This window comes from Mycoplasmopsis bovigenitalium (assembly GCF_002356075.1).
In the GTDB taxonomy this organism is placed as follows: domain Bacteria; phylum Bacillota_I; class Bacilli_A; order Mycoplasmatales; family Metamycoplasmataceae; genus Mycoplasmopsis; species Mycoplasmopsis bovigenitalium_A.
Genome location: NZ_AP017902.1, coordinates 179,382 through 204,296, shown reverse-complemented (window position 1 = coordinate 204,296; position 24,915 = coordinate 179,382). Strand labels below are relative to the sequence as shown.

The window sequence follows — 24,915 nt, the reverse complement described above, 5'->3', positions numbered from 1 at the left end:
AGCATCGTGAAATAAAAATTTTGTAAGACTGGCCTAGTCTTACAAAATAATAATTGATTTATTAGATTGTAGACTATAGCGCCAATGGATTTCCAAAGAGTAACAAACTGTTATGAATTGTTACCACCTTTAATTTGTGCCCAAATTAAAGATTCGGCCTTCCTATCCTTTCAATAGCATCTTTGCATGCCTGCTAAACTATTTACTATTATGGAAAGCTCCTCTATAGTATCTATAAAAGCAGGTCTTAACCTGCTTTTGAAATTTTTATTTCCTTATTCAAAATAAAACAGGTTAACTCAAATTAGAAATAGCTCAGTATGCCATTCCATTAATATTTGAATTACGTTTCATTGAATAAGTTTTTAACATAACGCAATTATTTTAGCACTAAAAAATCATTTAACAAAGTATTTTTTATTTTATGTGAAAATGTTTTCATAAATGCGTTTTTTTATTATATATAAGGTATAAATGATTTATTTATATTATTGATTGCTAGCATTAATCTTTTGCATCTTTTTCCATTTTTTATTTTTTTGTTTTGTTTTAACTAATTAACAAATTTGTTTAAGACTGTAATGATTAATGCAATGTTATAAAATCAAAAATTAAATTTAGTGCCAACATAAAAAGGATAAAAACCGTATGTGTAATAATATTAGAGTTAACACATTAAAACAAAATTTTCAATGATTTTTTAGTTTATTTTTATCAAAAATTAATAACAATGGCAAAAGAATTAACTACCTTTCAAGACATTTAAGTGATTTCTCTATATATTAATTTGTATAATTCTATAATTAATCGAGACACAATTAAATTAATGTAAAATAATACAAAGGAGGCTAAATGAGTTATAAACCAATCAACAACACTTCAACAATCGAGATTGTTAAGTCAAATAGTGATAGTGCTATTGAAGACAAGAAAATAGCAAAAGATCCCCAAAATCAAATTTCTCCGCGTGTTTGAAGAGTAATTAGAACTGAAAGAAACATAAAAATTATCAATTTAACAATTAGTTATACATTGATGATGGCTTCATTACTTATTGTAATTTTGGCTTCATTAAAAATTGGTGTATTTGCTAATGGTTCTGTTGGTTATATTATTTTATGTTCTATTGTTGCATTTTTATTTTTTACCTTTGGTACTATAAATACAATTGAAAACGCTCAATGAAAAAATACAATAAAAAAATATCGTGAAGCACTTAATAGTGGCGATAATACTTCAAGCAGTACATTTCACCTTGCCTATCGGAGAATTGTTTTAAAAGGTGTTAATCTAACATGAGCGCTAATATTCGTTTTAACTTATGTTGGTTTATTTACAGCTATTGTATATGGACTTTATAAAACCAATGTCATAAAAGTTGAATATGAACCAAATTTTAAAATGATTTTAGAACTTAGAAAATGATTGGACCAAGCTTTTGTTAACACTAGTTTATTGTGCTTACTGTTAACTATTGCATTGGTTGCTTTAATTGTTTTCTATATAATAATGTGTTTAATTGACAAAAAACGTTTAGCAGACCTTGATGATTTTCTTGGTGAAAAAAGCGTCGAAATTCATGAACAAATAAACAAAGCCAAAAAAGACAGAAATAAAGCTTTAATGATTACTTATTTTGTTGTTGTAGCTGTTACAATTTTAATTCCTTTAACCTTAGTCATATTCGCAATTTGAAGATTAATTCGCAAAAAGAGAGCAAAAATTTCAGCAATATAAAATGATGCGCGAGGCATCATTTTTTTGGTGAATTTACATATGGTACCCAAGACAGGACTTGAACCTGCACGGATTTCTCCAGTAGATTTTGAGTCTACGGTGTCTACCATTCCACCACTTGGGCATTTGCAAAACTATTATAAAATATTTTTTAATAATTCAAAACTATTGAATACAAAATTGATAAATAAATGATCATGTATAAATTTAGTCTTATTTTTCAATAAAATACTTAAATTCACTCATATTTCTAAATTTTGCCTTTTCAATCAATCTGGTATAATATTAAATTAATCATTTATAATTTATATAATAAATTAATAAATTTGCCTTAAAAAACTAAATTTTAATAATGATTAGTGGGGGGGTTCTATGAGAAAGAAAACGAGAAACACATTATTGGGTCTAGCAGCTATTTTGACAATATGCGGCACAACTTCTGCCACGCTTTCAACAGTAATAAGCTCAAAGAAACATATTTCAGAGCAAAAAATTGTTGAGCAAATTGGCAAACTTATAGAACAAATAAATACCGATATTCAAACCCTTGAATCTAACAAAAACTCTGTTGATACATTGAAAAAAGCAATCGATAAAAGCAAAAAATCCCTTGAAAAATACAAACAAAAGTTCAATGAATGGAATAAAAACGAATATAAACAATACAAAAGCATTCAACAACCTCTTGCTAATTTTGGTTCGTCAATAAAAGATTTAGAAAACAAAATAAAAGAATCTGAAGAAAAATTAAAACTAAACATCCAAACAATCCAAAATATTGTTGATAATGCTAAGAAAACATCAGATGAGGCTATTGAAAAACTTGAAAAAACTTCTGAAATAAACCTCCCTGGACTAAAACAAGCAAATCAAGAGTTACATAATGCCGCTAATGAACTTAAAAAAGCAAAACAAAAAGCACAAGAAATGAATTCTGAATCTCATGTTGATGATTTAGTTTTAAAAGCCAAAGAAGTTCAAAAAGCGGAAGAAAAAGTAAAAAACTTAATAAATACAATTCAAAACCAAACCGATAAGCAAAAATATGATTCTTATCAAGATGAATTAAACAAACATATTAATATTTTGAACAAAAACATTGAAGAGTCAAATAATTTAAATGATGATTTATCAATCCTTGAGCCATTTACTAAAAACTTTGAAAAGAATAACATTAAAGCCAAAGATGCTCATAATTTCATTAATTCAATTAAAGAACCTTTACCACAAGAAATTACTAATACCAATAACAAATTAAAAGATGTTATTGAAAATTCTGAGCAAAAAATCAATGAATTAAAATCTAAAATAAACAATATTAAATCTGAAATCAATAATGAATTAAATTTACTAAATCAATCACAAAATGAATCTAAAAGTAAAATTGATTCAACTAATGATATTGAAGTTTTAGCAGATGAATTCAACAATTCAAATCAACGATTAAATGTTGAAATTCCAAAATTAAATAACAAAATAGATAAATTCAAATATCAAGAAGCTTCACCAAAAGTTATTCAACTAATTGAAAATGAAAAATCATTAGCAAACGCTATATTACAAAAATTAAAAAATGATGCATTAAGTCATTTAAAAGGTGCAACTAATTTATCAAACCAACAAAATGAAGCTTTCAAAAATCAAATTGAAAATGCAACTACTCCGCAAGAAATAAGCAAAATTAAAAATGATATTTCATTAGCAAATTCAAAAGAAAAAGTAAAAAAAGATATTAATGAAATTTATGAATTATTTAACAGTAAATTTAAGCAAAACTCACTAAAAGAAGTTGAAGAAGCATTAAATCGAGAACAAGTTTCAACTATTTCTAAAAAATTAAGTGATTTGCACAATCACAAACAAGATGCTAAATCTAAGATTGTTAATGAATTTAACAACTTATCTAATTCGCAAAAAGAAGATTATGTTAAAGAGATAATTAATGCCAATACAATTGAAAAAGTTAATGAAATTGTTAATGAGGCACAAAAATTAAATGAAGATAAGCAACATAAAATAAACAAAATCAATGAGTTAGATTCATTAACAAGTGAAGACAAGAAAAAATTATTAGATGAAATTTATGAATCAAATTCTATTGAAAAAAATCCAGAAAAAACCCCTGAAAAAGTGCTTGATAAAGCAACTAAATTAAATAACACCAAAAAAGAATCTATACAAAATATTGAAAAACTTGAAAATTTAAACAAAGATGAAAAAGATATTTTTAAAAATTTAACAATTAATGAATTTGACGAATCAAAAATTAACCAAAATACACAAAAAGCTATTGAAGAAGACAAAAATAAAGAATCAATAAAACAAGAAATAAGTTCTTTAAAAAATAAAAATTTATCTGAAAAAGAGGTTAATAATTTTATTAATGATGTTAACAAAATTAACGTTCATAATGAGAATTCAAAACAAGAATTAGAGCAAATTAAAAATAATGCCAAAGATATCAATAATGAAAAACAAAAACTAATAGATAAGATAAAAAAATTAGATTCTAATTCAATTGATAAAGGCCAATTAGAAAAACAAATTATCAACGCTAACGGAAAACATGAAGCACAAGAAATTTTTGATAATGCCGAACTTCAAACAAAAAAAGATAAAGCAAAAAATAATATCAATGAACTTCAAAATATTGATAGTGAAAAACAAAACTTTATAAATAGAATTGACTCAGCAAACAATAAAGAGCAAATAAATAATATTGTTCAAGAAGCAAACGAATTAAATGAAAGTAATTCAAATACTTCAAATACTTCAAATACTTCAAATTCCTTTGCTAATACAAGTTCCACTCAACCAACAGTTAATTTACATTCTAAACAAATTGCAAAAGAAAAAATTGATAAATTAGAATATTTATCAGAAGATGAAAAACAAGATTTTAAAACAAATATAGATAATTCAAATGATGATCAAGAAATTGAAAACCAAGTTTCTAATGCTCAAACAAATAACCAAAATAAACAAAATATAGTTGAAAAAATCAAAGATCTTGATTTAATTTCAACTAATGGAAAAACAAGTGCTGAAGAATATGTAAAAAATAATTCACTTGAGAATTCAAATATTAAACACGAAGAACTTTCGGCAATAAATGATGAAAAATTAAAAATTAGAAATCAAATTAATAATGCACAAAGTGTTGGGGATATTGACGCTGATACTAAACGTGAATTACTAAATAAATTAATCAATAACGATGATCAAGCAACACTGCAGGCAATTAAAGATGAACTATCCAAATACCAAGTAAATAATAACGAATTAATAAAAGCAATTGCAGACTTCAAGAAATTATTGGATAAATTCATTAAAATAAACGAAAAAGTTAGCTTTAGTGAATTGAAAAACCTAAACCAAAAAATCATCGATAATCTAGACAGGAATATAAAGGATTACGAGCAAAAATTAGACAAGGGAATTAACAGTAAATGATTAGTTAGTGATTATGCCGCCAAAGTCAACACCGCAAATGTAAATTCAAGCTATTATATAAACAACCTTGAAAAAGCTATCGAATTCATTGGCGAAAAATCAAGAACTCAATCAATTAATGATAAATACTTAGAAGAATATCATAAAGATATTTTGAAAAAATTCGATACAGAAATTAAATGTATTTCAACTAGAAATTTTGAAGATTTTAGAATTTTTGCGCAAAGTCTATCAAAACTAGAAAATATCAATTCATCGCCAATCAAAACAATAGCCAATGAATTATTCAAAAATGAAATAATTCATTTAGTTGGTAATGGAATTTGGTCAATTTCAAGTGAAACTGTACCACATAATAATAGAAATGGTTATAAAACAAAAGTTGCCAAAATTTATTTTGAACAAGGTTCTTCTGCAAGTAATCCAAAAATCACGATTGACGAATCATACTATCGTGAAAAATACAAAAAATTCGAAATTAAATGATATGGTAATGAGGGATGAAACCAAAGCGGTGCAATAAAAAATGGTAACAGCTATGATTACTTAAGTGATGGTTTAATTTTTGCATCAAACGATGAATTTGACACAAAATTCAAAATCTGGATCAATGGTAATGACGCACTTTACATTGAAAATATTCCAAGCAAAGAAGAATATATATCTAAAAATTTAGCAAGTGAAATTCAAAAAGATTCTGACGCAAGTCACCATATAAAACCTGAACACCTTAAATTTATAGATTATTAGTTCTTAATAAATCAAAATTATCTTATTTATAATATTAAATACAACAATTTAAAGCGCCAATTAGGTGCTTTTTTGCTCAATATTTTCTAGATTATCAAAAGTTTATAGTTTCCCACTTTTAAGTAATAAAAATAACGAATAAGACTTTTTTATAGTATTTTTCGTTATTTTTACATTACTATTTAATTACATTTTTTATAATATTCAAATTTAAAAAAACATTTATTAGAAAATTTTTTTAGCTTATTCAGTAATTAATTATTGCCAGTTAACTTGAAATAAAAAGGTGGAAATCCACCTAAATTTTTCGAACTATTTTTTTAAATAGTTTATTTTTTTACAAATGTATTTATTATTATTTGTAGCTTTTAAAATAATATCTCCGTCATTTTTAGTTCTTCAGGAATTAATTCAGAAAGCTCTTCATTTCATTTAAGTGCTTGTAAAAGTACAGTTTTATCTCTTTTTAACTTATTGGAAGCATATGCGAAAGCTTCGCCAAACGAATTGTCAATTGCTTTTAAAACAACTTCTTTATCATTTTTTAATTCTTTTGAAGCAAACTCTAATGCTAAGCCCTCTATATTAATAGCTTTTAATACTAATTCTTTATCATTTTTAAAATGTTCTGGCAAATATTTAAGTATATATATGTTATAGTCAATTGCATCCAACATAAACTTGCGGTCATTTTTTATTTCATCGCAAGCATATTGAATTGTGCTTGCATCTTCATTAACAGCATTTAATATAATATCTGTATCATCTTTTGATAAATGATATCAATCTGAATTTATAAATCTAGTATGGCTATCAATAGCACAAATAATAACTTCTTTATCAGTTTTTAATTCTTTTGAAGCATATTTTAAACATTGAGATTCAATTAAAAGTGCAGCCAAAATAAATTCTTTATCACTTTTTAATTCATCAGAAACATATTCTAAAACTTCTGGTCTTCTATCAATAATTCGCAATAAAAATTCTTTATCATTTGTTAACTCTTTTGGAGTATTTTGCATATATTTGGGATTGTTTTTGATGGCTCAAACTCAAAAACTAGCATTTTTTCAATCTTTTACAGACAAAACACCTTTTTTAATCGCAGTTTCTAAATCTTCAACATTAAATTTACCTTTTAAATTATTTATTTTTTTAGTATGTAAAATAAAATTATTTAAAAATTCTTTTTTAGAATCCTTGTTTGTTTTAAAACCAAAGATTGGGTTTTGGTGCATTCCATAAAGTTCACCCTTTGCCTCAAAATACAAATATTCATTTTGCAGCAAGAATTGTTTTAGTAATTCTAGCGCTTGTTGTTTTAAAACAAAAGAATCAGCTGTTTTTATTTCAATATCATTGTAAAAATCTTCAACAGATGAATATGATATATTTATTTCTTTATTTTTCTTATTCATTTTAAACATCCTTTACAAAACAAAATATGCCAATATAATGTTGCATAAAATCGAGTAATAAGATTATGCAATATTTAATAATTAATTAAATTATATATTTTTATGTTGCATAAATTTAATTTATAAAAGTAAATTAGAAGATAAAAAAGATTTTTGAAAAACGGAATGATAAGTAATTGCGGGTACGGTTTAAATACCATACCGTTTTTTATTTGTAAACAATATAAACCAATATAAATCAATATAAAACGATATAAAATGATATAAACAATTGAGAAATAGGAGAATATTATATAATATGAAAGATTGATTTTAATTATGAGGCAGATTATGAAAACAGAAATTACAGATAAATGGATTAGTACGGATGAAGCTGCAGAGTACCTTGGTGTTAAAGCAACTACAATTCGTGAATGGATAAAAAAAGATAACGGAATACCTGCACACAAAATTGGGCGTTTATGAAAATTAAAAAAAGAAGAGCTCGATGAATGGGTGAAAAGTGGAAAAGTGCTGAGTGAGATGTAAATGAAAAAATTTAAAATTTTAGATTTATTTTGTGGCGCGGGCGGTTTTTCTTGCGGATTAGATCAAATTTACGGTTTCGAAACAAAAGTCGCATTAGATTATGACAAAAATGCAATAACTACATTTGAAAAGAATTTCCCAAATGCAAAAGCTATCTGTGGAGATATATGTAATGATGATGTAAAAAATGAGATTATTAAAGCTTCAAAGCAATTTGGAATTAATATGATTGTTGGCGGACCTCCTTGTCAAGGATTTAGTTTAAAAGGGAAAAATCTTGGCTTAGATGATCCAAGAAATTTTTTATTTTTAGAGTATGTAGATATAGTTAAAAAAATAAAACCTGAAGTATTCATAATTGAAAATGTGAAAAACATGATTACTTCTAGTAATGGATATTTCATAAGCCAGATATATGATAAATTTACTAGTTTAGGATATACATTGAATCATGGTATTTTAAATGCTCATGATTTTGGAGTTCCGCAAAGTAGAGAAAGAACAATTATAATTGGAACATTAAATCCGAATGGAATAAAGTTACCACAACCTTGTGGTGATAAAAAAACTACAGTTAGAGATGCAATCTCAGATTTGGCTTATTTAAATTCTGGGGAAGGGAAAAATGGCACAAGTTATATTTATCACTCACAATCTTTCTATCAAGAAATATTAAGAAACAATTCTGAAGTTTTGTGGAATCATAAAGCAACAAACCATTCACAGATTGCATTAGCTAAATTATCTCTTATTCCACCAGAGGGCGATAAAAGATTTTTGCCAAAAGAAATGCATGGTAATCAAAAGTTTATGACAACTTGGTCAAGATTGGTTTGGGATAAACCAAGCCCTACAATTGATACCCGATTCGATACTCCATCAAATGGTAGAAATTCACATCCTATTTTAAATCGTGCCATCACCCCTAGAGAAGCCGCAAGAATTCAAAGCTTTCCAGACACTTTTATTTTCTATGGTCCGAAAACATCAATTTGCAAACAAATTGGGAATGCTGTACCACCATTATTAGCTAAAGCGATAGGAGAACACATAAAAGAATCATATGAAAGGAACAAAAATGACAGAACTTTATAATGATGATGCTTATAAAAGCATAAAAGAATTTCAAAAAAAAGGTATAAAAGTTGATCATATCATAACTGATCCACCATACAATATTTCTAAGGATAATAATTTTGTTACTATGAACAATCCAAGAAAAGGGGTTGATTTTGGAGAATGAGATCGTGGAAAATTTGATTTGTATTCTTGGATTCCAAAGTATGCAAATATTTTAAATAAGAATGGTAGCATGATTATATTTTGTTCATACCGTTATATAAGTTATTTGATCGATGTTCTTGAAAGCAAACAGGCAAATATGGTTGTTAAAGATATTTTGATTTGGCAAAAATCCAACCCAATGCCTAGAAATATAAAGCGAAGATATGTTCAAGACATGGAATTTGCAATATGAGCAGTTAAAAAAAATTCAAAGTGGACATTTAATAAGCCAGATAGTGTTCCTTATCTTAGAAGCGTTTTTACAAGTGGTGTGGTATCTGGGAAAGAAAAACTTGCTCACCCTACACAAAAAAGTCTTAAAGTGATGGATAGCATAATTAAAATACATACAAATCCTGGGGATACAATTATGGACCCGTTTATGGGGAGTGCTAGCATTGGGGAAGCCGCTATTATTAATAATAGAAATTTCATTGGGGTCGAATATGATGAAAACTATTATCAAATTGCAAAAAAAAGATTAGAAAAATTTGATGCTATAGATTAAGAAACAAGGTATATAAGATGAATATATTAGAATTAAAATCTTGTCAAATTAATAGAGCTTTAGCTTATACGCTTGGGTTAATTTATCCTTTATATAAAGAAAAGAAATTAGGAAAAACACAATATATTTTAGGGTGTGTAAATCATAACCATGGTAAAGTAACACAAAGCGAATTAGCTGAGCATTATAAAAGTGTTCTTCAATTAATAAATAAGGATATGAATAAAAATAAACCTATACTAAAATCAAATAAGACTTCCGATCACACCATTTCCCCTAAAGATGGTTTTACTGTTCTTATTGAAAAAAGTGATCTTGACACTGAAGAATGTCTTGCAATTTTGACACAAAAAGTAAAAGATATAAAAATGAGTTCAAAAGATATAAAAAGAGAATTTGTTAAAGGGTGTTTTGACGGAAGGTCCTCTTGGGATAAAACAGCTCATTATTTGTCAATTGATGTAGATAGAAATTATGATAGGCAAGATTTAATTATTGATATTATAGAAAGCTTAAATATTAAATTAAATGTGAATAGAAGGGGGAAAAACCATTCCAAAAACGACCAGTTAAGAATAAAAATAGATTCATTAGATTATTTTATGTCTAACATTGGACTGTATTCAGTTTGTAGAACGAATATTGTCAAAAATGCTTTGCAAAAATTGTAATTGGAGATATTATATGAATATTTTGTATGATAAAAAGAAGAAAGAATACATATTAGGAGATACAAAATTCACAAAAGATGAATTTGTGCAATATATAGAGAGTGATATGTTGGAAACAGTCCTTTCAAACGAAGATATATCTTTAGAAATGGATAAACGCAGCCAAGATGAAGAAAACAAAAAAGATATGGAAGATGTGTTTTGCACTTCATATAATAGTTTAATTCCTGCAAATCGCATTATCTTTGGAGCACCGGGTACTGGTAAAAGTTATACTCTAAACAATGATTTGGAACTGCTTTTAGGGGAAAACAATGAAGATGAATATGAGAGAGTAACATTTCATCCAGACTACTCATATGCAAACTTTGTTGGTGCTTATAAACCTGTAATGGTTGAAAATTCTTTCGAAAATCTTACAGAGATTACAGAGAAAGATGTTGTTTCTCTATTAACAGATAAAAGTAAATCAGCTCAAGAAAAGTATGACTTATTGTATGATAAATTTAAGGAAGACGGACTTACTCGATTACCGTTATTATTAGGCTTATACACAGATGATAACTTTACTACCAGAAAAGTAGATGGATCTGCTGCCATTGGTGATAATAGTGTAGAACGAAATCATGGAAAAGCTATTAGACCATATGTAAACTTATTTAAACCAGTATCTAGAAAAAAAGATATTTCGTATGAATACGTTCCTGGTCCATTTATGAGAGTTCTTGTTAAAGCTTTGAAAAATGCAATGACTGATAATCCTAGACCTTTTGTACTGTTAATAGAAGAAATTAATCGCGCAAATGTTGCTGCAGTATTTGGTGACATTTTCCAGCTATTAGATAGAGATAGCAAAGGTGTAAGTGAATATAAAATTGCGACTACTAATGACATGAGAAGATATTTATCAGAACAATTAGGAGTCGAAGAATCAAATCTTGAGACTATAAAGATTCCAAATAATATGTTTATATGAGCTACTATGAACAGTGCTGATCAAGGTGTATTTCCAATGGATACTGCATTTAAAAGAAGATGGGATTTCACATATCTAGGGATTGATGACAGTGATGACGCTTTGCGTGGAAAATATGTTATGCTTTCCGATAAGAAGACACAAAAAGTCGAGTGGAACAAATTGAGAAAAGCTATTAACAAATTCCTTTCTGATAATAAAATCAACGAGGATAAACAATTAGGGCCGTATTTTCTTTCTAAAGATATTATAATTCCAGAGCAAGGGGATGAAATTAATAGAGAAAAATTTATTAGTGCATTTAAAAATAAAGTCATTATGTACTTGTTTGAGGATGCTGCCAAACAAAAACGATCAAAACTATTTGAAGGGTGTTCAAAAGATAGCACGAGATATTCTCAAATTTGTAAAGAATTTGAACAAAAAGGTGTTGGAATATTCAATGCTGATATTATATTGGATTGCGATATTGAAGATGTTGAACATGAAAATGACAACTCAAATAATTAGGGGGGGGGGGGCTTTTTCTATGATCTCCGAATTCATAAGAGAACAAATACGTTATACTCAAAAGGAACTTTGTAGTATCTTGAAATGTAATGAAGATGAAGTCGTAATATTAATTAGAAAGTTAAAAGAATATGGTGTATTAAAAGCTGTAAAAGCTTCTGATAAACAAAAGAACATGGATGAACTACTATATGAAGATATTGAGATATCCGATGTTGAAGTGGGCAAGAATGAATATTTTTATGTATTTACTTTTGTTGGAGTTATTGTTGTAGCAGGTAGGGTGCTTAAGTGTTATCCGAAGTATTTGTTAAGCACTAAGAATCCTACTAACGAGCTAAAACAAATAATAAAGGTTCTTGAAAAATACAATTCTTCAGAACAAACTATAAGAATGTTTAATGATAGTAGTGAAAGTAGTTCGTTTAATCTTTTAGCAGTAATCTTGTTTTTATTAAATGATTATTATGAAAATGGAATTTATAAAAGCACAGAAGATATTGTTGAATTCAATGGAACAGGAGAAATTCTATGGGATAAAACTATAAATGAATCATTTGCAGTTTTATCAAATGAAAAACCATATTATATAGAATTACACACTCGCAAAAGAGTTACTAATGAATTTGATTATTTTACTCGGCTTCATCAATGAATACTAACAAAGATTTCTGAAGAATTAAAGAAAGCTAATCTTCTTGATTTATTTGAAATCACAGAAGTAGATTTTTCTGATGAGAAATTAGATGATTTTGGTGATGAAGATTATATTTTATATAGAATTGAAAAAGAACTAAATGTACAGTTTAACACGAGAAAACAATTAGTTTTAATGACCATATATTCTTATATAAACGAAAAAGGTAGTCTTTATAATCTTGATTGCTTATCTTTGTTTGGGACTAATAGTTTCAATTTGGTTTGGGAAAAGATTTGTGCGCACATTATGAACAATCAATTGGAAAATAGTTTGGGCGCTTTGAACCTTCCAGTGCTTTTAAAAGATGGTTATGATAAAAAGAAAAAATTAATAGATTTAATTGAAAAGCCTTTGTGAACTATTACAGGCAAAGAGGCGAAAAATACTTTAATACCAGATTTGGTATCCATCTTTCAAAATGATGGTAATTATGAATTTATTATATTTGACGCAAAGTATTATAACGCACATTTGGAAGACGGAATTACACCAAGTGGACAACCAGGAATAGAATCAATTACAAAACAATATTTATATCAATTAGCTTATCAAAAATTCATAAATGATCATGAGTTTTCCGCGGTTAAGAATTGTTTTCTTCTACCTTCAGAAAATGATTATATAGAAAATAAAGGTGAAGTAAAACTTGAAATGCTAGAAAATCTTGGACTACAAAATGTTCAAGTAAGATTTATTCCCGCAATAATGGCTTATGATCTATATCTCACAGAAAGAAAAATGGATTTTAATCTTCTAAATCTATAAATATTTGAACAAACTGTAAATATTGTATTTAAACAAGCAGCTAGTACCACAATGACTGGTTGTTTTTGTAATCAATAGATATAATTAATCGCATAATGGTTGTCCCACGTTCCCCAGTTCATCCAAAAATATATGAATTTTAAGCCTATATGCTTTATTGTATGTTCAAGTGCAACACAAATTAAGGTAAAAAATGTGTGTCTTGAACTTTTTTTGTTTCTATTATTTTTTTAAAACAAAAAAAGCTTCAAATTGCACAAGAGCTTCACATGAATAACAGCATTAAAAAATATAACCATATAACAAAAATGCAAAAGAAGCATTATAAATAGAGTAATGTTTTAATTATTTTCACAAATTTAAATTAAATATTTTTCAACACATTGAAATAAAAAGGTGGAAATCCACCTAAATTTTTCGAACTATTACTAAAGATTAGTTTATTTATGTTAAAGTTAAAAACTGGTTAAGGGTAAGAGATACAATTGAATTCCTTGGTCTATAAGAGATTATTAACATCCCTAATTTTAAAGGGGTCGAATTCGACTCCTTTAAAATTAAAGCAAGTAGCAATACCTTTACATTATCGCCTTAAAAATGGATTAATAAAACAAATGCAAAAGGAATATATGTGAAACGCGGGAGATATGGAGGTACTTTTACACATAAAGATATTGCATTTAAATTTGCTTCTTGGAATTCATGATTGAAAGTTCAAGTGCAACACAAATTAAGGTAAAAAAATTTAATTGTGTGGTCTTGAACTTTTTTGTTTCAATCATTTTTTAAAATTAAAAAAGAAAAAAGCTCCAAATTGGACAAGCACTTTGTTTGATTTTTGCATTAAAAAATATAGCCATATAACATCAAATGATGCAGAAGCATTTATAAATAGAGTAATGCTTTAATTATTTTGACAAATTTAAATTAAATATTTTTAAAAACTTTCCGAGTTTCCCAGTTTCAAATAATAAAAATAATGCATAAGCCTTATTTATAGTGCTATTTGTTATTTTTTATCTATTTTTTTAATTACAATTTTTTAATAAGATCATATTCATTTCAAATGTTTTTTATTGTATTTTAATCTTCTCCTTGTCTTATAAAAAATATTTTTTGGATTTAAAAAGATATTAAAAATTAGGTCTAACAAAATATAGCATTTAATTTTTAACAAAAAAATAAAGAGGAAAACGTATACAAAATCAAGAACTAAATAATTTAGAAAATAAAGTATCAACAATGTAATTGATGAATTATTAGATGATGTAGCAAACTTACAAGGAGTTAATAGTAATAACTAATAAATAAAGGAAAAAATGAAAAGCGATAAACAAAAAACGTTTTATAGAATTCGGGGAAGGAAAGGTAAATATACTAAGCCCTTAGGAGCAACGAAAAATTGAGACGTGGCGGTTCAATGAGTTGTAGAAATAGCGGCAAAGAATAAATGGGATATAATAGAAATAGAAAGATGCAAAGTAATGAAAACTTTTAGGGTAAAAAATGAAAAAAATTAAATTGTTAAGTGTAGCACCATTAGCATTATTGCCATTATGTGCGACAAGTTGTAATATTTATCAATTGTTTGTTGACAAGCAAAACAGAGGGAAAGTTGGATCTGGCAAAAATGGAGCGATTATATTACCGGATAATGGAAATAATCAAGGAAGCAGTGGGCAAAATAAACCTACTGAAGAAGTTGATAAAACAAAAGTGTTTGAATATAATGGACTTAAATTTAAGTTAAATAAAGAAGATGATTTTGATAAAAATGAAGTGTTCTATGCTAATGATGTGTTAGAAAATGATTCGCAAAAAATAAAAGAGAAAATACCAAAAATTAAAGATTATTGAGTGGAAGAAATAGCGATTCAAGGAGTACCTAATATAAGTTATGTTTCTCGTTATATCAGAAATATTGATTTAATAAAACGCTATAAATTATCTGATAAAGAGCAAAGCGTAGCAAGCGAAGAGCAACTAAAAACACTTATTAAAAAACTTAAAGGAATATTAGAGGTTGAACCTACAAGTAATTCAGACGATAGCAACTCAACTGATATTGCTTTAAAAATACTAAATAAAACTTATTTAAAAAAATATTTAGATTTTTATAAATCCAAATTATGGCTTGACTTTAAAACGCTAAATCCGCGTAATGCGGGGCATTTAAAAGGAGAGAATTGACCCGAACATCAATACGATTCTTATTACTCGACATCACCACTTGAAAAAGACCCAAATCGACAATTAATTTTTATGGAAAATGGTATTTATTATAATGGCTATAATTTGCGTTGAAAATTAGATAGAGAATATTCAACTGATTCAACTTTTAGTCCAGATAACAAAGATTTGCTTTTCTCAAAATTGTTTTATGAGCAAGATCCTGCTTTTAAGGTTGCTTATAGCAGAAATCCTAAAGAGGGAGAACCGGGTTCAAAATCAAATCCGATACCTAAATTAGGAATGGATTTCATTGATTACTTTATTATGGGTAATGCAAAGTCAGTGTTAATGCAGAGTGTGCAATATAACTTATTAAAAGCATATTTAAATTATTTAGATATGATGCTTAATGATATTAAAGACGAAAGCAAAACAATTAAAGAGCAACTAATTGCCAAATATGATGTGATTAGAAAGTTTGGCGAAGCATTACTTGAATATCTAAAATTAGAGCATATTATGGGCTTAACGATTGATGAGCAATTATTTGTGTTCCCTGGCACTGATAAAGGCGATTTTAGAGATACTTATGTATGAGCATATAAACAATATGAACAAGTAATTTTACCCCTTACAAAATACCTTGAAAAAGCATCGCTAAACGAAGCACTAGATACATTTTCAAACAGCAACCCGAATATCGAATACTATAAAGTTATATGAAAAAATATAGAACAAATAGACGGAATAAAAAGTCCTGCTTTAATGGATAAAGATTATTCTGAATCTAAATTAAATAACATACTAGATAAATTTAAACCTTATGGTTGAAAATATAAAAATTAGAATTAAATCAATAAACTAGAACAAAAAAGTTAACACTTTGGTGTTGGTTTTTGCCCTGGTTTGCTGTTTAGAGTTGTTTAAAATTTAGATAACTCTAAACAGTACATAGAAGAAAAAAGAAAGGGGATATATTTTGGCAAAAACAAAAAAAGAAAAACTAGAGGCAAAGGGTTTTGAAATACAAATTTATACAGAAGATTTTAAAAATGATTATATAAGTCTAACAGATATTGCAAGGTATAAAAACGAAGATGATCCACGATTTGTTATTCAGAATTGGATGAGAAATAGAAATACACTAGAATTTATAGGTTTGTGGGAGATATTAAATAATAAAAATTTTAACCGTGTGCAATTCGACACGTTTAAAATGGACACGGGTCTTAATAGATTTACAATGACACCACAAAAATGGATTGAAAATACAAATGCAATAGGTATTGTTTCAAAGGCTGGAAGATATGGTGGAACATATGCTCATTTTTATATAGCCATGGAATTTGCTTCATGGATATCTCCTGAATTTAAGCTATATTTAATCCAAGACTATAAAAGACTTAAGTCGGATGAAAATTCTAAGTTATCCCTTAATTGGAATTTACATCGTGAAATCTCTAAAATTAACTACAAAATTCATACAGATGCTATCAAGGAATATCTGCTATCTGATTTAACAAGTGAACAATTATCATATAAATATGCAAGTGAAGCAGATATGTTAAATGTTGCCTTATTTAATAAAACAGCTAGAGAGTGACGAGATGAAAATCCAGAACTTAAAGGAAATATAAGAGATTATGCAAGCTTAAATGAATTATTAGTTCTTGCCAATATGGAAAGTTTTAATGCAATCCTTATTGGCAAAGGTATGGATCAAAAAGAAAGAATGATAGAACTTAGAAAACTCGCAAGAAGACAATTGACATCACTTGAAAAACTTAATGATAGTGACATTAAAAAATTAGAAAGCAAGTAATAATTAATTGTTAGTTTGTGATTGAATAAATAAGAACCTATAAAATTAAGTTTGTTATGCAAGCAAAATTGCTTGCATTTTTTAATATAAAAAAGATGAAAAATAACCACCAAAGAATAAATCAGCACTCGCAAGTTTCAGAGTCAGCCCCAAAATATAAGAATTTATAAGCCTCTATATTTGATTGTAAGTTAAGTTTAAAATGCTTAATGCTTAGTGGCATTTTGATTTTTAATTATTAATTTTGCAATTAACCAAAATTTAAAATTAAATTATTTTAGTAAATATATACTTTAATTTTCTAATTATGCAAGCACAAAATCTATAACATAAATATAATATAAATATTAGGTATAAAGGAGAGATGTTTTTGGATAATCAAATCAAAATATTTGAAGGTAATAAAATAAGAAGTATTTGGGATAATGAAAAAGAAGAATGATATTTTTCGGTAGTAGATATTATTGGCATTCTTACTGAAAGTGATAATGCTAGAAAGTATTGGAGCGTTTTAAAAACAAGGTTAAAAAAAGAAGGAAATGAATTGGCTACAATTTGTAGCCAGTTGAAAATGGAAGCAACAGATGGCAAGCTTAGAAATACTGATGTATCTGATATGCAAGGAATATTTCGTATTATACAATCTGTACCATCGCCAAAGGCAGAGCCATTTAAAATGTGGCTTGCTGAAGTTGGGAAAGAAAGAATTGATGAAATAATTGATCCCGAGCTTACCATTGATAGAGCCTTAGAAACCTATCTTAAAAAAGGTTATAGCAGAGAATGGATTAATCAAAGGCTACAAGCCATACAAGTTAGAAAAGAACTTACTGATACATGGCAAGACCACGGTGTAGAAAAAGGTAAAGAGTATGCCATACTTACAAATGAAATCACAAAAGCTTGGTCTGGTATGACAACAAGAGAGTACAAAGACTTTAAAGGCTTAAAGAAAGAAAATTTACGAGATAATATGACAACAACCGAAATTATCTTAAATATGCTTGCAGAAGCAGCTACAAAAGATATAGCGAATGCAGCAAATCCACAAGGCTTAGAAGAAAATAAAAAAGTTGCAAAACGTGGCGGAAGTATAGCAGGTAATGCTAGAAAAGAGATTGAACATGAAACTGGAAAGTCTGTCATAACTTCAAAAAATGCCATTGATTTTGGGAAACTCATAGAAGATGTAAGTTCTAAAGATTTTAAGGATAAAGACAAGAAAGATAAAGATAAGAAAAAGGATTAGAAGATAACAAATAAATAAAGGTTGAAAAAGAGAAATAGAAATATATATATATATCGCTTGATTGTAAGTTCAAGTGAACACAAATTAAGGTAAAAATTTAATTGTGGGGCCTTGGACTTTTTTGTTTCAATCATTTTTAAAATAAAAAACAAAAAAGCTCCAAATTGGACAGGAACTTCATATAAATTATTCCATTTAAAAATATACCCGTATTTTCTAATTATGCAGGCATAAAATTAATAACTTAATTATAATATAAATATTAAGTATGAATATAAAGGAGAGAATATGGGTAATAAGATTATTTCAAAAAACGAACTTGGTGCAATTATTTGAGATTCGGCTAGTAAATTAAGAGGCAATTTAGATGCTAATGAATATAAAAACTATATTTTAGGTTTGATTTTTTATCGATTTTTATCAAAAAAACAAGAAGATGAGCTACTTAAACAAGGTGTTGACCGCTCGGACTTAAAATATTTTTCAGCCAAAATCAACTGAGAAGAAATTGATTTTGACCAAACCGAAACTTTAAATGACCACCAACATATGCAAACAATTAAAGATAGAATTAACACTGACTGTGGTTATTTTATTTACTATGAAAATTTATACCAAACATGAACTAGTCAAGAATCAAAAGACAAAAATAAATTTAGTGTTAGTGTGCTGTCAGAAGCAATTAACGAATTTATTCGTTCGATAACTAATGGGTGTCGTGAGCTTTTTGAAGGTATATTTTTTGTCTTTGAAAATGAATTAAGTAAATTAGGAATTAACTCGGATGAACAAACAGAAAAATTACTAAAATTAATGGAAAACATCCAAAAAATCCCAACTGAAAATCAAAATTATGATGTTTTAGGCTATGTTTATGAATATTTAATTGGTAAATTTGCTTCTAGTGCGGGTAAAAAAGGTGGTGAATTTTACACTCCACATGAAGTATCAACACTTATGGCAGAAATTGTGTCTTATCATTTAAAAGACCGTGAAACAATTAAAGTTTATGACCCAACTTCTGGTTCTGGTTCACTACTTTTAACAATTGGTGAAACATTTAAAAAATACTCAAAAAGTTCAAGCCCAGTTGTTTATTACGCACAAGAACTTAATAAACAAACATTTAACTTAACACGTATGAATTTGGTAATGAAAGGGATTAATACTGCTAATATTCATGTTAGAAATGCAGATACACTAGAACAAGATTGACCATTTTTTGATAACAATGGTTATTACATTTACCAAAGTGTTGACGCTGTAGTTTCTAATCCACCATACTCGCAAAAATGAAATAATGTAAATAAAGAAAGTGACGAACGTTACAAAAGTTATGGTGTAGCTCCTTCTTCAAAAGCTGATTATGCGTTTCTTTTACATGATTTATACCACTTAGACCCAGATGGAATTTTAACAATTGTGCTGCCACATGGTGTTTTATTTAGAGGCGGCAGTGAAAAAGAAATAAGAACCCAGCTAATTAAAAAAGGTCAAATTGACACAATTATTGGCTTGCCGGCTAATATCTTTTATGGCACAGGTATTTCAACCATTATTATGGTCATTAAAAAGCAAAAACCAACAAGCGATATTCAATTCATTGATGCCTCACAACTTTATGTTAAAGATGGAAAAGATAATAAACTGGAAGCAAAACACATTCGTAAAATTGTTGACACTGTTAATAACCGTAGAGAAATTAAAAACTTTTCAAGAATTGTTTCTTTAGAAGAAATTGAGCAAAATGACTACAACTTAAATATATCTCGCTATATTGACAACTTTTCAAAAGATGAAACACACGACTTATATTCTTCAATGTATGGCGGCGTAAGCGAAAATGAACTTGCTAAGTATTCAGAATTTTTAAATAATTTCCCAACAGTTAAAGAATCGCTTTTCAGTGATGCTAAACCAGGCTATTATTCAATTTTAAGCAACGAAAATGGCGAAATTCGAAATTCGATTGTTGAAAATGAACAAATAAAAGCATATTTAGAGAAATTTAAACAGATTGCTAAAGATTTTTATAATTATTTACTAAATACATGCGGCAATTTGGATAATTTAAAAAATATTAAACATAATCTAGAAAATAAATTGATTGACTATATTTTCAATAATATTGAAGAATTAGCATTCATTGAAAAATATGATATTTACCAAATATTAATGAACAATATTGAAAAAATCAAAGACGATTTAGAATTAATATCATATTATGAAAATAATGAATTAAGCATTGATGAATTTTTAAAAGATTCTGAAATTTTAGATGTCAAAAGAAAAAAAGACAATTCAATTGTTGAATGAAATTCACAATTATTTAGCAATGAATTTATCTGCCAAAAATATTTTGCAAGCGAAAATAGCCAAATAAAAGATTTAAAAGACGAATTAACAGATATTGAATCAAGAATTAGTGAAATTGAAGATTCAATTGATGAATCAGAGAAAAATGAACCAATATTTATTGAAGGCAAAATAGATACCAAAGAATTACAAAAATATGCTAAAAGTATCAAGGAAACTCCTGAAGCTGATTCATTTGAATCTCAAATTTTAGAAATCAATGATTTAATTAACCAAAAAACAAAAGCAAGAAAAACACTAAGCAATTTAGAGCAAACATTGGTTATTGAATCATATGAAAAATATACCTCGCTTAATAAAGATGAAGTTTTTGCACTATTAATAGACAAATGGTCAGAGCCAATAATGAAACAAATAAGTAAACAAGGAACAGAAATTATTGATGATTACATCGCTAAATTTGAAAACCTTGAAAATAAATACAAATACACTTTAAGTGATATTAATTCTCAAATTCACGATAATGAACAAAAACTTGTTGAATTATTAAAAGACTTAAACGGTGAAGAAAGTGATATGCAAGCTATTAATGAACTTATTAGTATTTTAGGTGGTAAATAATGTCTAACTCATTAAAACCAGCCATTAGATTCAAAGAATTTACTAACGATTGAGAACAACACAAGTTTAATGAATTACTAATTAAAATAGTTGATAAAGGTCATCCAAATATGCCAACTTTAACCGCTTCTGTAACTGGAGATGTATTTCGCAGAATCGATACAGGGTATACTGTAAGCGTATCAAATGCAAGTTTAATGAACTATGTTCGAGTTTTAAAAAATGATTTCATACTTCACCTCTCATCTTTTAGAAGTGGTTTAGCATTCTCAGATTTTGATGGTATTACTTCACCAGCATACATAGTTTTAAGGCTAATTGGTCAAAATGTTAATAACCCAAAATACTGAAAACACTTTTTTAGAACTGAAGCATTTATAAAATCATTAGTTCCATTCACATACGGATTAAGAGTTGGTAAAACAATTAATCTTGATGAGTTAAATTATTCAATACTTAATGCTCCGTCATTTAAAGAGCAAACAAAAATTGCTTCATTATTAGAGTCAATTTTTAGCTCAATCACCCTTCATCAGCGTAAGTTAGAAAAGCTAAAAAACATTAAAAATATGCTTTTAGAAAAGATGTTTGTAAATGCATAAACTACTTAAACCAGCAATTAGATTCAAAGAATTTACTAACGCTTGAGAACAACGAAGAGTTGGCGAACTATTTAACATAAGTCGCGGTTATGTATTGAGTAAGGGTGAAATGAAGCCATATAAATTTGGTGATTTTATCTACCCTGTTTACTCATCTCAAACAGAAAATGATGGACTTTTAGGTTATAACAATAGTTATTTACACGAAAACTCTATAACTTGGACTACAGATGGAGCAAATGCAGGAACCGTTTTTTACAGAAAAGGCTATTTTTATGCAACAAACGTCTGTGGGATATTATCTGAAAAACTAATGAAACCAAACTTGTTTTATTCAAAGTCTATTGGAAAAATTACTCAAAAGTTCGTTAATAAAACAAATAACCCAAAGTTAATGTCAAATGTTATGTCTGAAATAATAGTTAAGTATCCCAATATAAATGAACAAAACAAAATTTCTGAGATATTACAATCATTTTACACCTCAATCACCCTTCATCAGCGTAAGTTAGAAAAGCTAAAAAACATTAAAAATATGCTTCTAGAAAAGATGTTTGCAGACGAAAAAACACTAAAACCAGCCATTAGATTCAAGGAATTTACTAACGCTTGAGAACAGAGAAGGTTGGGAGATATTGCCGATAGATACGATAATCTGCGTGTTCCAATTAGTGAACATATGAGGGAAAAGGGCAGCACCCCATATTATGGAGCTAATGGAATTCAAGGCTATATAAAGGGACACACACATAATGGAGAGTTCGTTTTGGTTGCTGAAGATGGCGCTAATGATTTAAAAAACTATCCTGTTCAATATGTAAATGGCAAAATTTGAGTTAATAATCATGCTCATGTATTAAAATCTAACAAAAATAATTCAACATTGTTTTTAAAGTACTTAATAAACGCAAATGATTTATCAACTATATTAGTTGGTTCTGATAGAAAAAAATTAAATTCCAATGATTTGATGAGCATGAATTTTTGGGTAACAGATTTTAATGAACAACAAAAAATCTCTAGTTTATTTTTAAATTTAAACACCTCAATCACCCTTCATCAGCGTAAGTTAGAAAAGCTAAAAAACATTAAAAATATTCTTTTAGAAAAGATGTTTGTAAATGCATAAACTACTTAAACCAGCCATTAGATTCAAAGAATTTACTAACGATTGAGAACAACACAAGTTTAATGAATTACTAATTAAAATAGTTGATAAAGGTCATCCAAATATGCCAACTTTAACCGCTTCTGTAACTGGAGATGTATTTCGCAGAATCGATACAGGGTATACTGTAAGCGTATCAAATGCAAGTTTAATGAACTATGTTCGAGTTTTAAAAAATGATTTCATACTTCACCTCTCATCTTTTAGAAGTGGTTTAGCATTCTCAGATTTTGATGGTATTACTTCACCAGCATACATAGTTTTAAGGCTAATTGGTCAAAATGTTAATAACCCAAAATACTGAAAACACTTTTTTAGAACTGAAGCATTTATAAAATCATTAGTTCCATTCACATACGGATTAAGAGTTGGTAAAACAATTAATCTTGATGAGTTAAATTATTCAATACTTAATGCTCCGTCATTTAAAGAGCAAACAAAAATTGCTTCATTATTAGAGTCAATTTTTAGCTCAATCACCCTTCATCAGCGTAAGTTAGAAAAGCTAAAAAACATTAAAAATATGCTCTTAGAAAAGATGTTTGCAGACGAAAAAAACCTTAAACCAGCCATTAGATTCAAAGAATTTACTAACGATTGAGAACAGAGAAGGTTGGGAGATATGTGCATTATTTCGACTGGTAAACTCGATGCAAATGCAATGGATAAAGGCGGAAAATATAATTTTTATACCTCTGGTGTTGAAATTTATAAAATAAATAGGTTTGCTTTTTCAGGTGAAGCAATAACGATTGCTGGTAATGGAGCAAATGTTGGATATATGCATTTAGCAGAAGGACAATTCAACGCGTATCAAAGAACATATGTTTTACAGGCGTTTTCGGAAAATAGAATATTTTTAAATTATGCAATTAAAAATGCATTAAATAAAAAGATACAAGAAGAAGTTAGAGGTTCGGGTATACCTTACATTGTTTTAGATATGCTGAACAGTTTGAACCTTAATATTTCATCGAAAAATGAACAACAAAAAATCTCTAACACATTCTTAAATTTAGACTCCCTAATCACCCTTCATCAGCGTAAGTTAGAAAAGCTAAAAAACATTAAAAATATGCTTTTAGAAAAGATGTTTGTAAATGCATAAACTACTTAAACCAGCAATTAGATTCAAAGAATTTACTAACGCTTGAGAACAGAGAAGGTTGGGAGATATTGCCGATAGATACGATAATCTGCGTGTTCCAATTAGTGAACATATGAGGGAAAAGGGCAGCACCCCATATTATGGAGCTAATGGAATTCAAGGCTATATAAAGGGACACACACATAATGGAGAGTTCGTTTTGGTTGCTGAAGATGGCGCTAATGATTTAAAAAACTATCCTGTTCAATATGTAAATGGCAAAATTTGAGTTAATAATCATGCTCATGTATTAAAATCTAACAAAAATAATTCAACATTGTTTTTAAAGTACTTAATAAACGCAAATGATTTATCAACTATATTAGTTGGTTCTGATAGAAAAAAATTAAATTCCAATGATTTGATGAGCATGAATTTTTGGGTAACAGATTTTAATGAACAACAAAAAATCTCTAGTTTATTTTTAAATTTAAACACCTCAATCACCCTTCATCAGCATAAGTTAAAAAATCTTAAAACATTAAACAGCAACTTGATAAAAATGTTTGTCTAAGGAG

General features: G+C 27.7%; 18 protein-coding genes, 1 tRNA gene and 1 riboswitch. Of the genes, 17 read left to right on the top strand and 2 right to left on the bottom strand.

Annotated features, from left to right (window positions below; all coding sequences use genetic code 4):
* Positions 1 to 68: 68 nt before the first annotated feature.
* A riboswitch (Lysine riboswitch) is annotated at positions 69 to 234 on the bottom strand.
* Between the two features lie 618 nt (positions 235 to 852).
* Positions 853 to 1,737, top strand: a complete 885-nt coding sequence (locus MBVG596_RS00810) for an MSC_0882 family membrane protein (protein WP_096385690.1) — start codon at positions 853 to 855, stop codon at positions 1,735 to 1,737.
* Between the two features lie 40 nt (positions 1,738 to 1,777).
* Here the strand turns inward: MBVG596_RS00810 and MBVG596_RS00805 are convergent.
* Positions 1,778 to 1,861: transfer RNA gene (locus tag MBVG596_RS00805), tRNA-Leu, on the bottom strand.
* A 248-nt stretch (positions 1,862 to 2,109) separates the two neighbouring features.
* On the opposite strand from MBVG596_RS00805, the gene MBVG596_RS00800 reads away from it, so the two are divergent.
* Complete coding sequence (locus MBVG596_RS00800) at positions 2,110 to 5,940, top strand: GA module-containing protein (protein WP_096385687.1); 3,831 nt, start codon at positions 2,110 to 2,112, stop codon at positions 5,938 to 5,940.
* A gap of 368 nt (positions 5,941 to 6,308) precedes the next feature.
* Here MBVG596_RS00800 and MBVG596_RS00795 read toward each other — a convergent pair whose 3' ends face one another.
* Complete coding sequence (locus tag MBVG596_RS00795; RefSeq protein WP_172412423.1) at positions 6,309 to 7,358, bottom strand: DUF4116 domain-containing protein; 1,050 nt, start codon at positions 7,356 to 7,358, stop codon at positions 6,309 to 6,311.
* A gap of 330 nt (positions 7,359 to 7,688) precedes the next feature.
* On the opposite strand from MBVG596_RS00795, the gene MBVG596_RS00790 reads away from it, so the two are divergent.
* The 15 genes from MBVG596_RS00790 (at position 7,689) to MBVG596_RS00720 (ending at position 24,911) form a co-directional block, all read left to right on the top strand.
* Positions 7,689 to 7,886 (top strand): helix-turn-helix domain-containing protein, encoded by a 198-nt coding sequence (locus MBVG596_RS00790; protein WP_096387391.1) that lies wholly within the window; start codon positions 7,689 to 7,691, stop codon positions 7,884 to 7,886.
* Positions 7,887 to 8,981, top strand: coding sequence for a DNA cytosine methyltransferase (locus MBVG596_RS03825; protein ID WP_172412422.1), 1,095 nt, complete (start codon positions 7,887 to 7,889; stop codon positions 8,979 to 8,981).
* The gene (locus MBVG596_RS03820; RefSeq protein ID WP_225247179.1) at positions 8,950 to 9,678 is read left to right on the top strand and encodes a DNA-methyltransferase; all 729 of its coding nucleotides are present in this window, start codon (positions 8,950 to 8,952) and stop codon (positions 9,676 to 9,678) included. Before MBVG596_RS03825 ends, MBVG596_RS03820 begins: the two co-directional genes overlap by 32 nt.
* 17 nt (positions 9,679 to 9,695) lie before the next feature.
* On the top strand, positions 9,696 to 10,349 hold the full coding sequence (locus MBVG596_RS00780; RefSeq protein WP_096385681.1) for a hypothetical protein: 654 nt from the start codon (positions 9,696 to 9,698) through the stop codon (positions 10,347 to 10,349).
* A gap of 13 nt (positions 10,350 to 10,362) precedes the next feature.
* Positions 10,363 to 11,835 carry an AAA family ATPase gene (locus MBVG596_RS00775; protein ID WP_096385678.1) on the top strand — a complete coding sequence of 491 codons (1,473 nt, stop codon included), beginning with the start codon at positions 10,363 to 10,365 and terminating at the stop codon, positions 11,833 to 11,835.
* Positions 11,810 to 13,300, top strand: a complete 1,491-nt coding sequence (locus tag MBVG596_RS00770; RefSeq protein WP_225247178.1) for an LlaJI family restriction endonuclease — start codon at positions 11,810 to 11,812, stop codon at positions 13,298 to 13,300. The genes MBVG596_RS00775 and MBVG596_RS00770 overlap by 26 nt, the downstream gene beginning before the upstream one ends.
* A gap of 1,319 nt (positions 13,301 to 14,619) precedes the next feature.
* Positions 14,620 to 14,820, top strand: coding sequence for a hypothetical protein (locus MBVG596_RS00760; protein WP_096385675.1), 201 nt, complete (start codon positions 14,620 to 14,622; stop codon positions 14,818 to 14,820).
* Entirely contained in the window at positions 14,807 to 16,318 is a 1,512-nt protein-coding gene (locus MBVG596_RS00755; RefSeq protein ID WP_096385672.1) for an MAG3960 family lipoprotein, read from the top strand. Before MBVG596_RS00760 ends, MBVG596_RS00755 begins: the two co-directional genes overlap by 14 nt.
* Positions 16,319 to 16,451: 133 nt before the next feature.
* Positions 16,452 to 17,294, top strand: coding sequence for a KilA-N domain-containing protein (locus tag MBVG596_RS00750; RefSeq protein WP_096385669.1), 843 nt, complete (start codon positions 16,452 to 16,454; stop codon positions 17,292 to 17,294).
* 370 nt (positions 17,295 to 17,664) lie between these two features.
* The gene (locus MBVG596_RS00745; protein ID WP_172412421.1) at positions 17,665 to 18,543 is read left to right on the top strand and encodes a BRO family protein; all 879 of its coding nucleotides are present in this window, start codon (positions 17,665 to 17,667) and stop codon (positions 18,541 to 18,543) included.
* Positions 18,544 to 18,831: 288 nt separating this feature from the next.
* Positions 18,832 to 21,480 carry a type I restriction-modification system subunit M gene (locus tag MBVG596_RS00740; protein WP_096385663.1) on the top strand — a complete coding sequence of 883 codons (2,649 nt, stop codon included), beginning with the start codon at positions 18,832 to 18,834 and terminating at the stop codon, positions 21,478 to 21,480.
* Positions 21,480 to 22,082 carry a restriction endonuclease subunit S gene (locus MBVG596_RS00735; RefSeq protein WP_096385660.1) on the top strand — a complete coding sequence of 201 codons (603 nt, stop codon included), beginning with the start codon at positions 21,480 to 21,482 and terminating at the stop codon, positions 22,080 to 22,082. The genes MBVG596_RS00740 and MBVG596_RS00735 overlap by 1 nt, the downstream gene beginning before the upstream one ends.
* Complete coding sequence (locus MBVG596_RS03815) at positions 22,075 to 23,211, top strand: restriction endonuclease subunit S (protein WP_096385657.1); 1,137 nt, start codon at positions 22,075 to 22,077, stop codon at positions 23,209 to 23,211. The genes MBVG596_RS00735 and MBVG596_RS03815 overlap by 8 nt, the downstream gene beginning before the upstream one ends.
* Entirely contained in the window at positions 23,204 to 24,358 is a 1,155-nt protein-coding gene (locus MBVG596_RS03810; protein ID WP_225247177.1) for a restriction endonuclease subunit S, read from the top strand. Before MBVG596_RS03815 ends, MBVG596_RS03810 begins: the two co-directional genes overlap by 8 nt.
* Positions 24,351 to 24,911 carry a restriction endonuclease subunit S gene (locus tag MBVG596_RS00720; RefSeq protein ID WP_096385654.1) on the top strand — a complete coding sequence of 187 codons (561 nt, stop codon included), beginning with the start codon at positions 24,351 to 24,353 and terminating at the stop codon, positions 24,909 to 24,911. The genes MBVG596_RS03810 and MBVG596_RS00720 overlap by 8 nt, the downstream gene beginning before the upstream one ends.
* Positions 24,912 to 24,915: the final 4 nt, after the last annotated feature.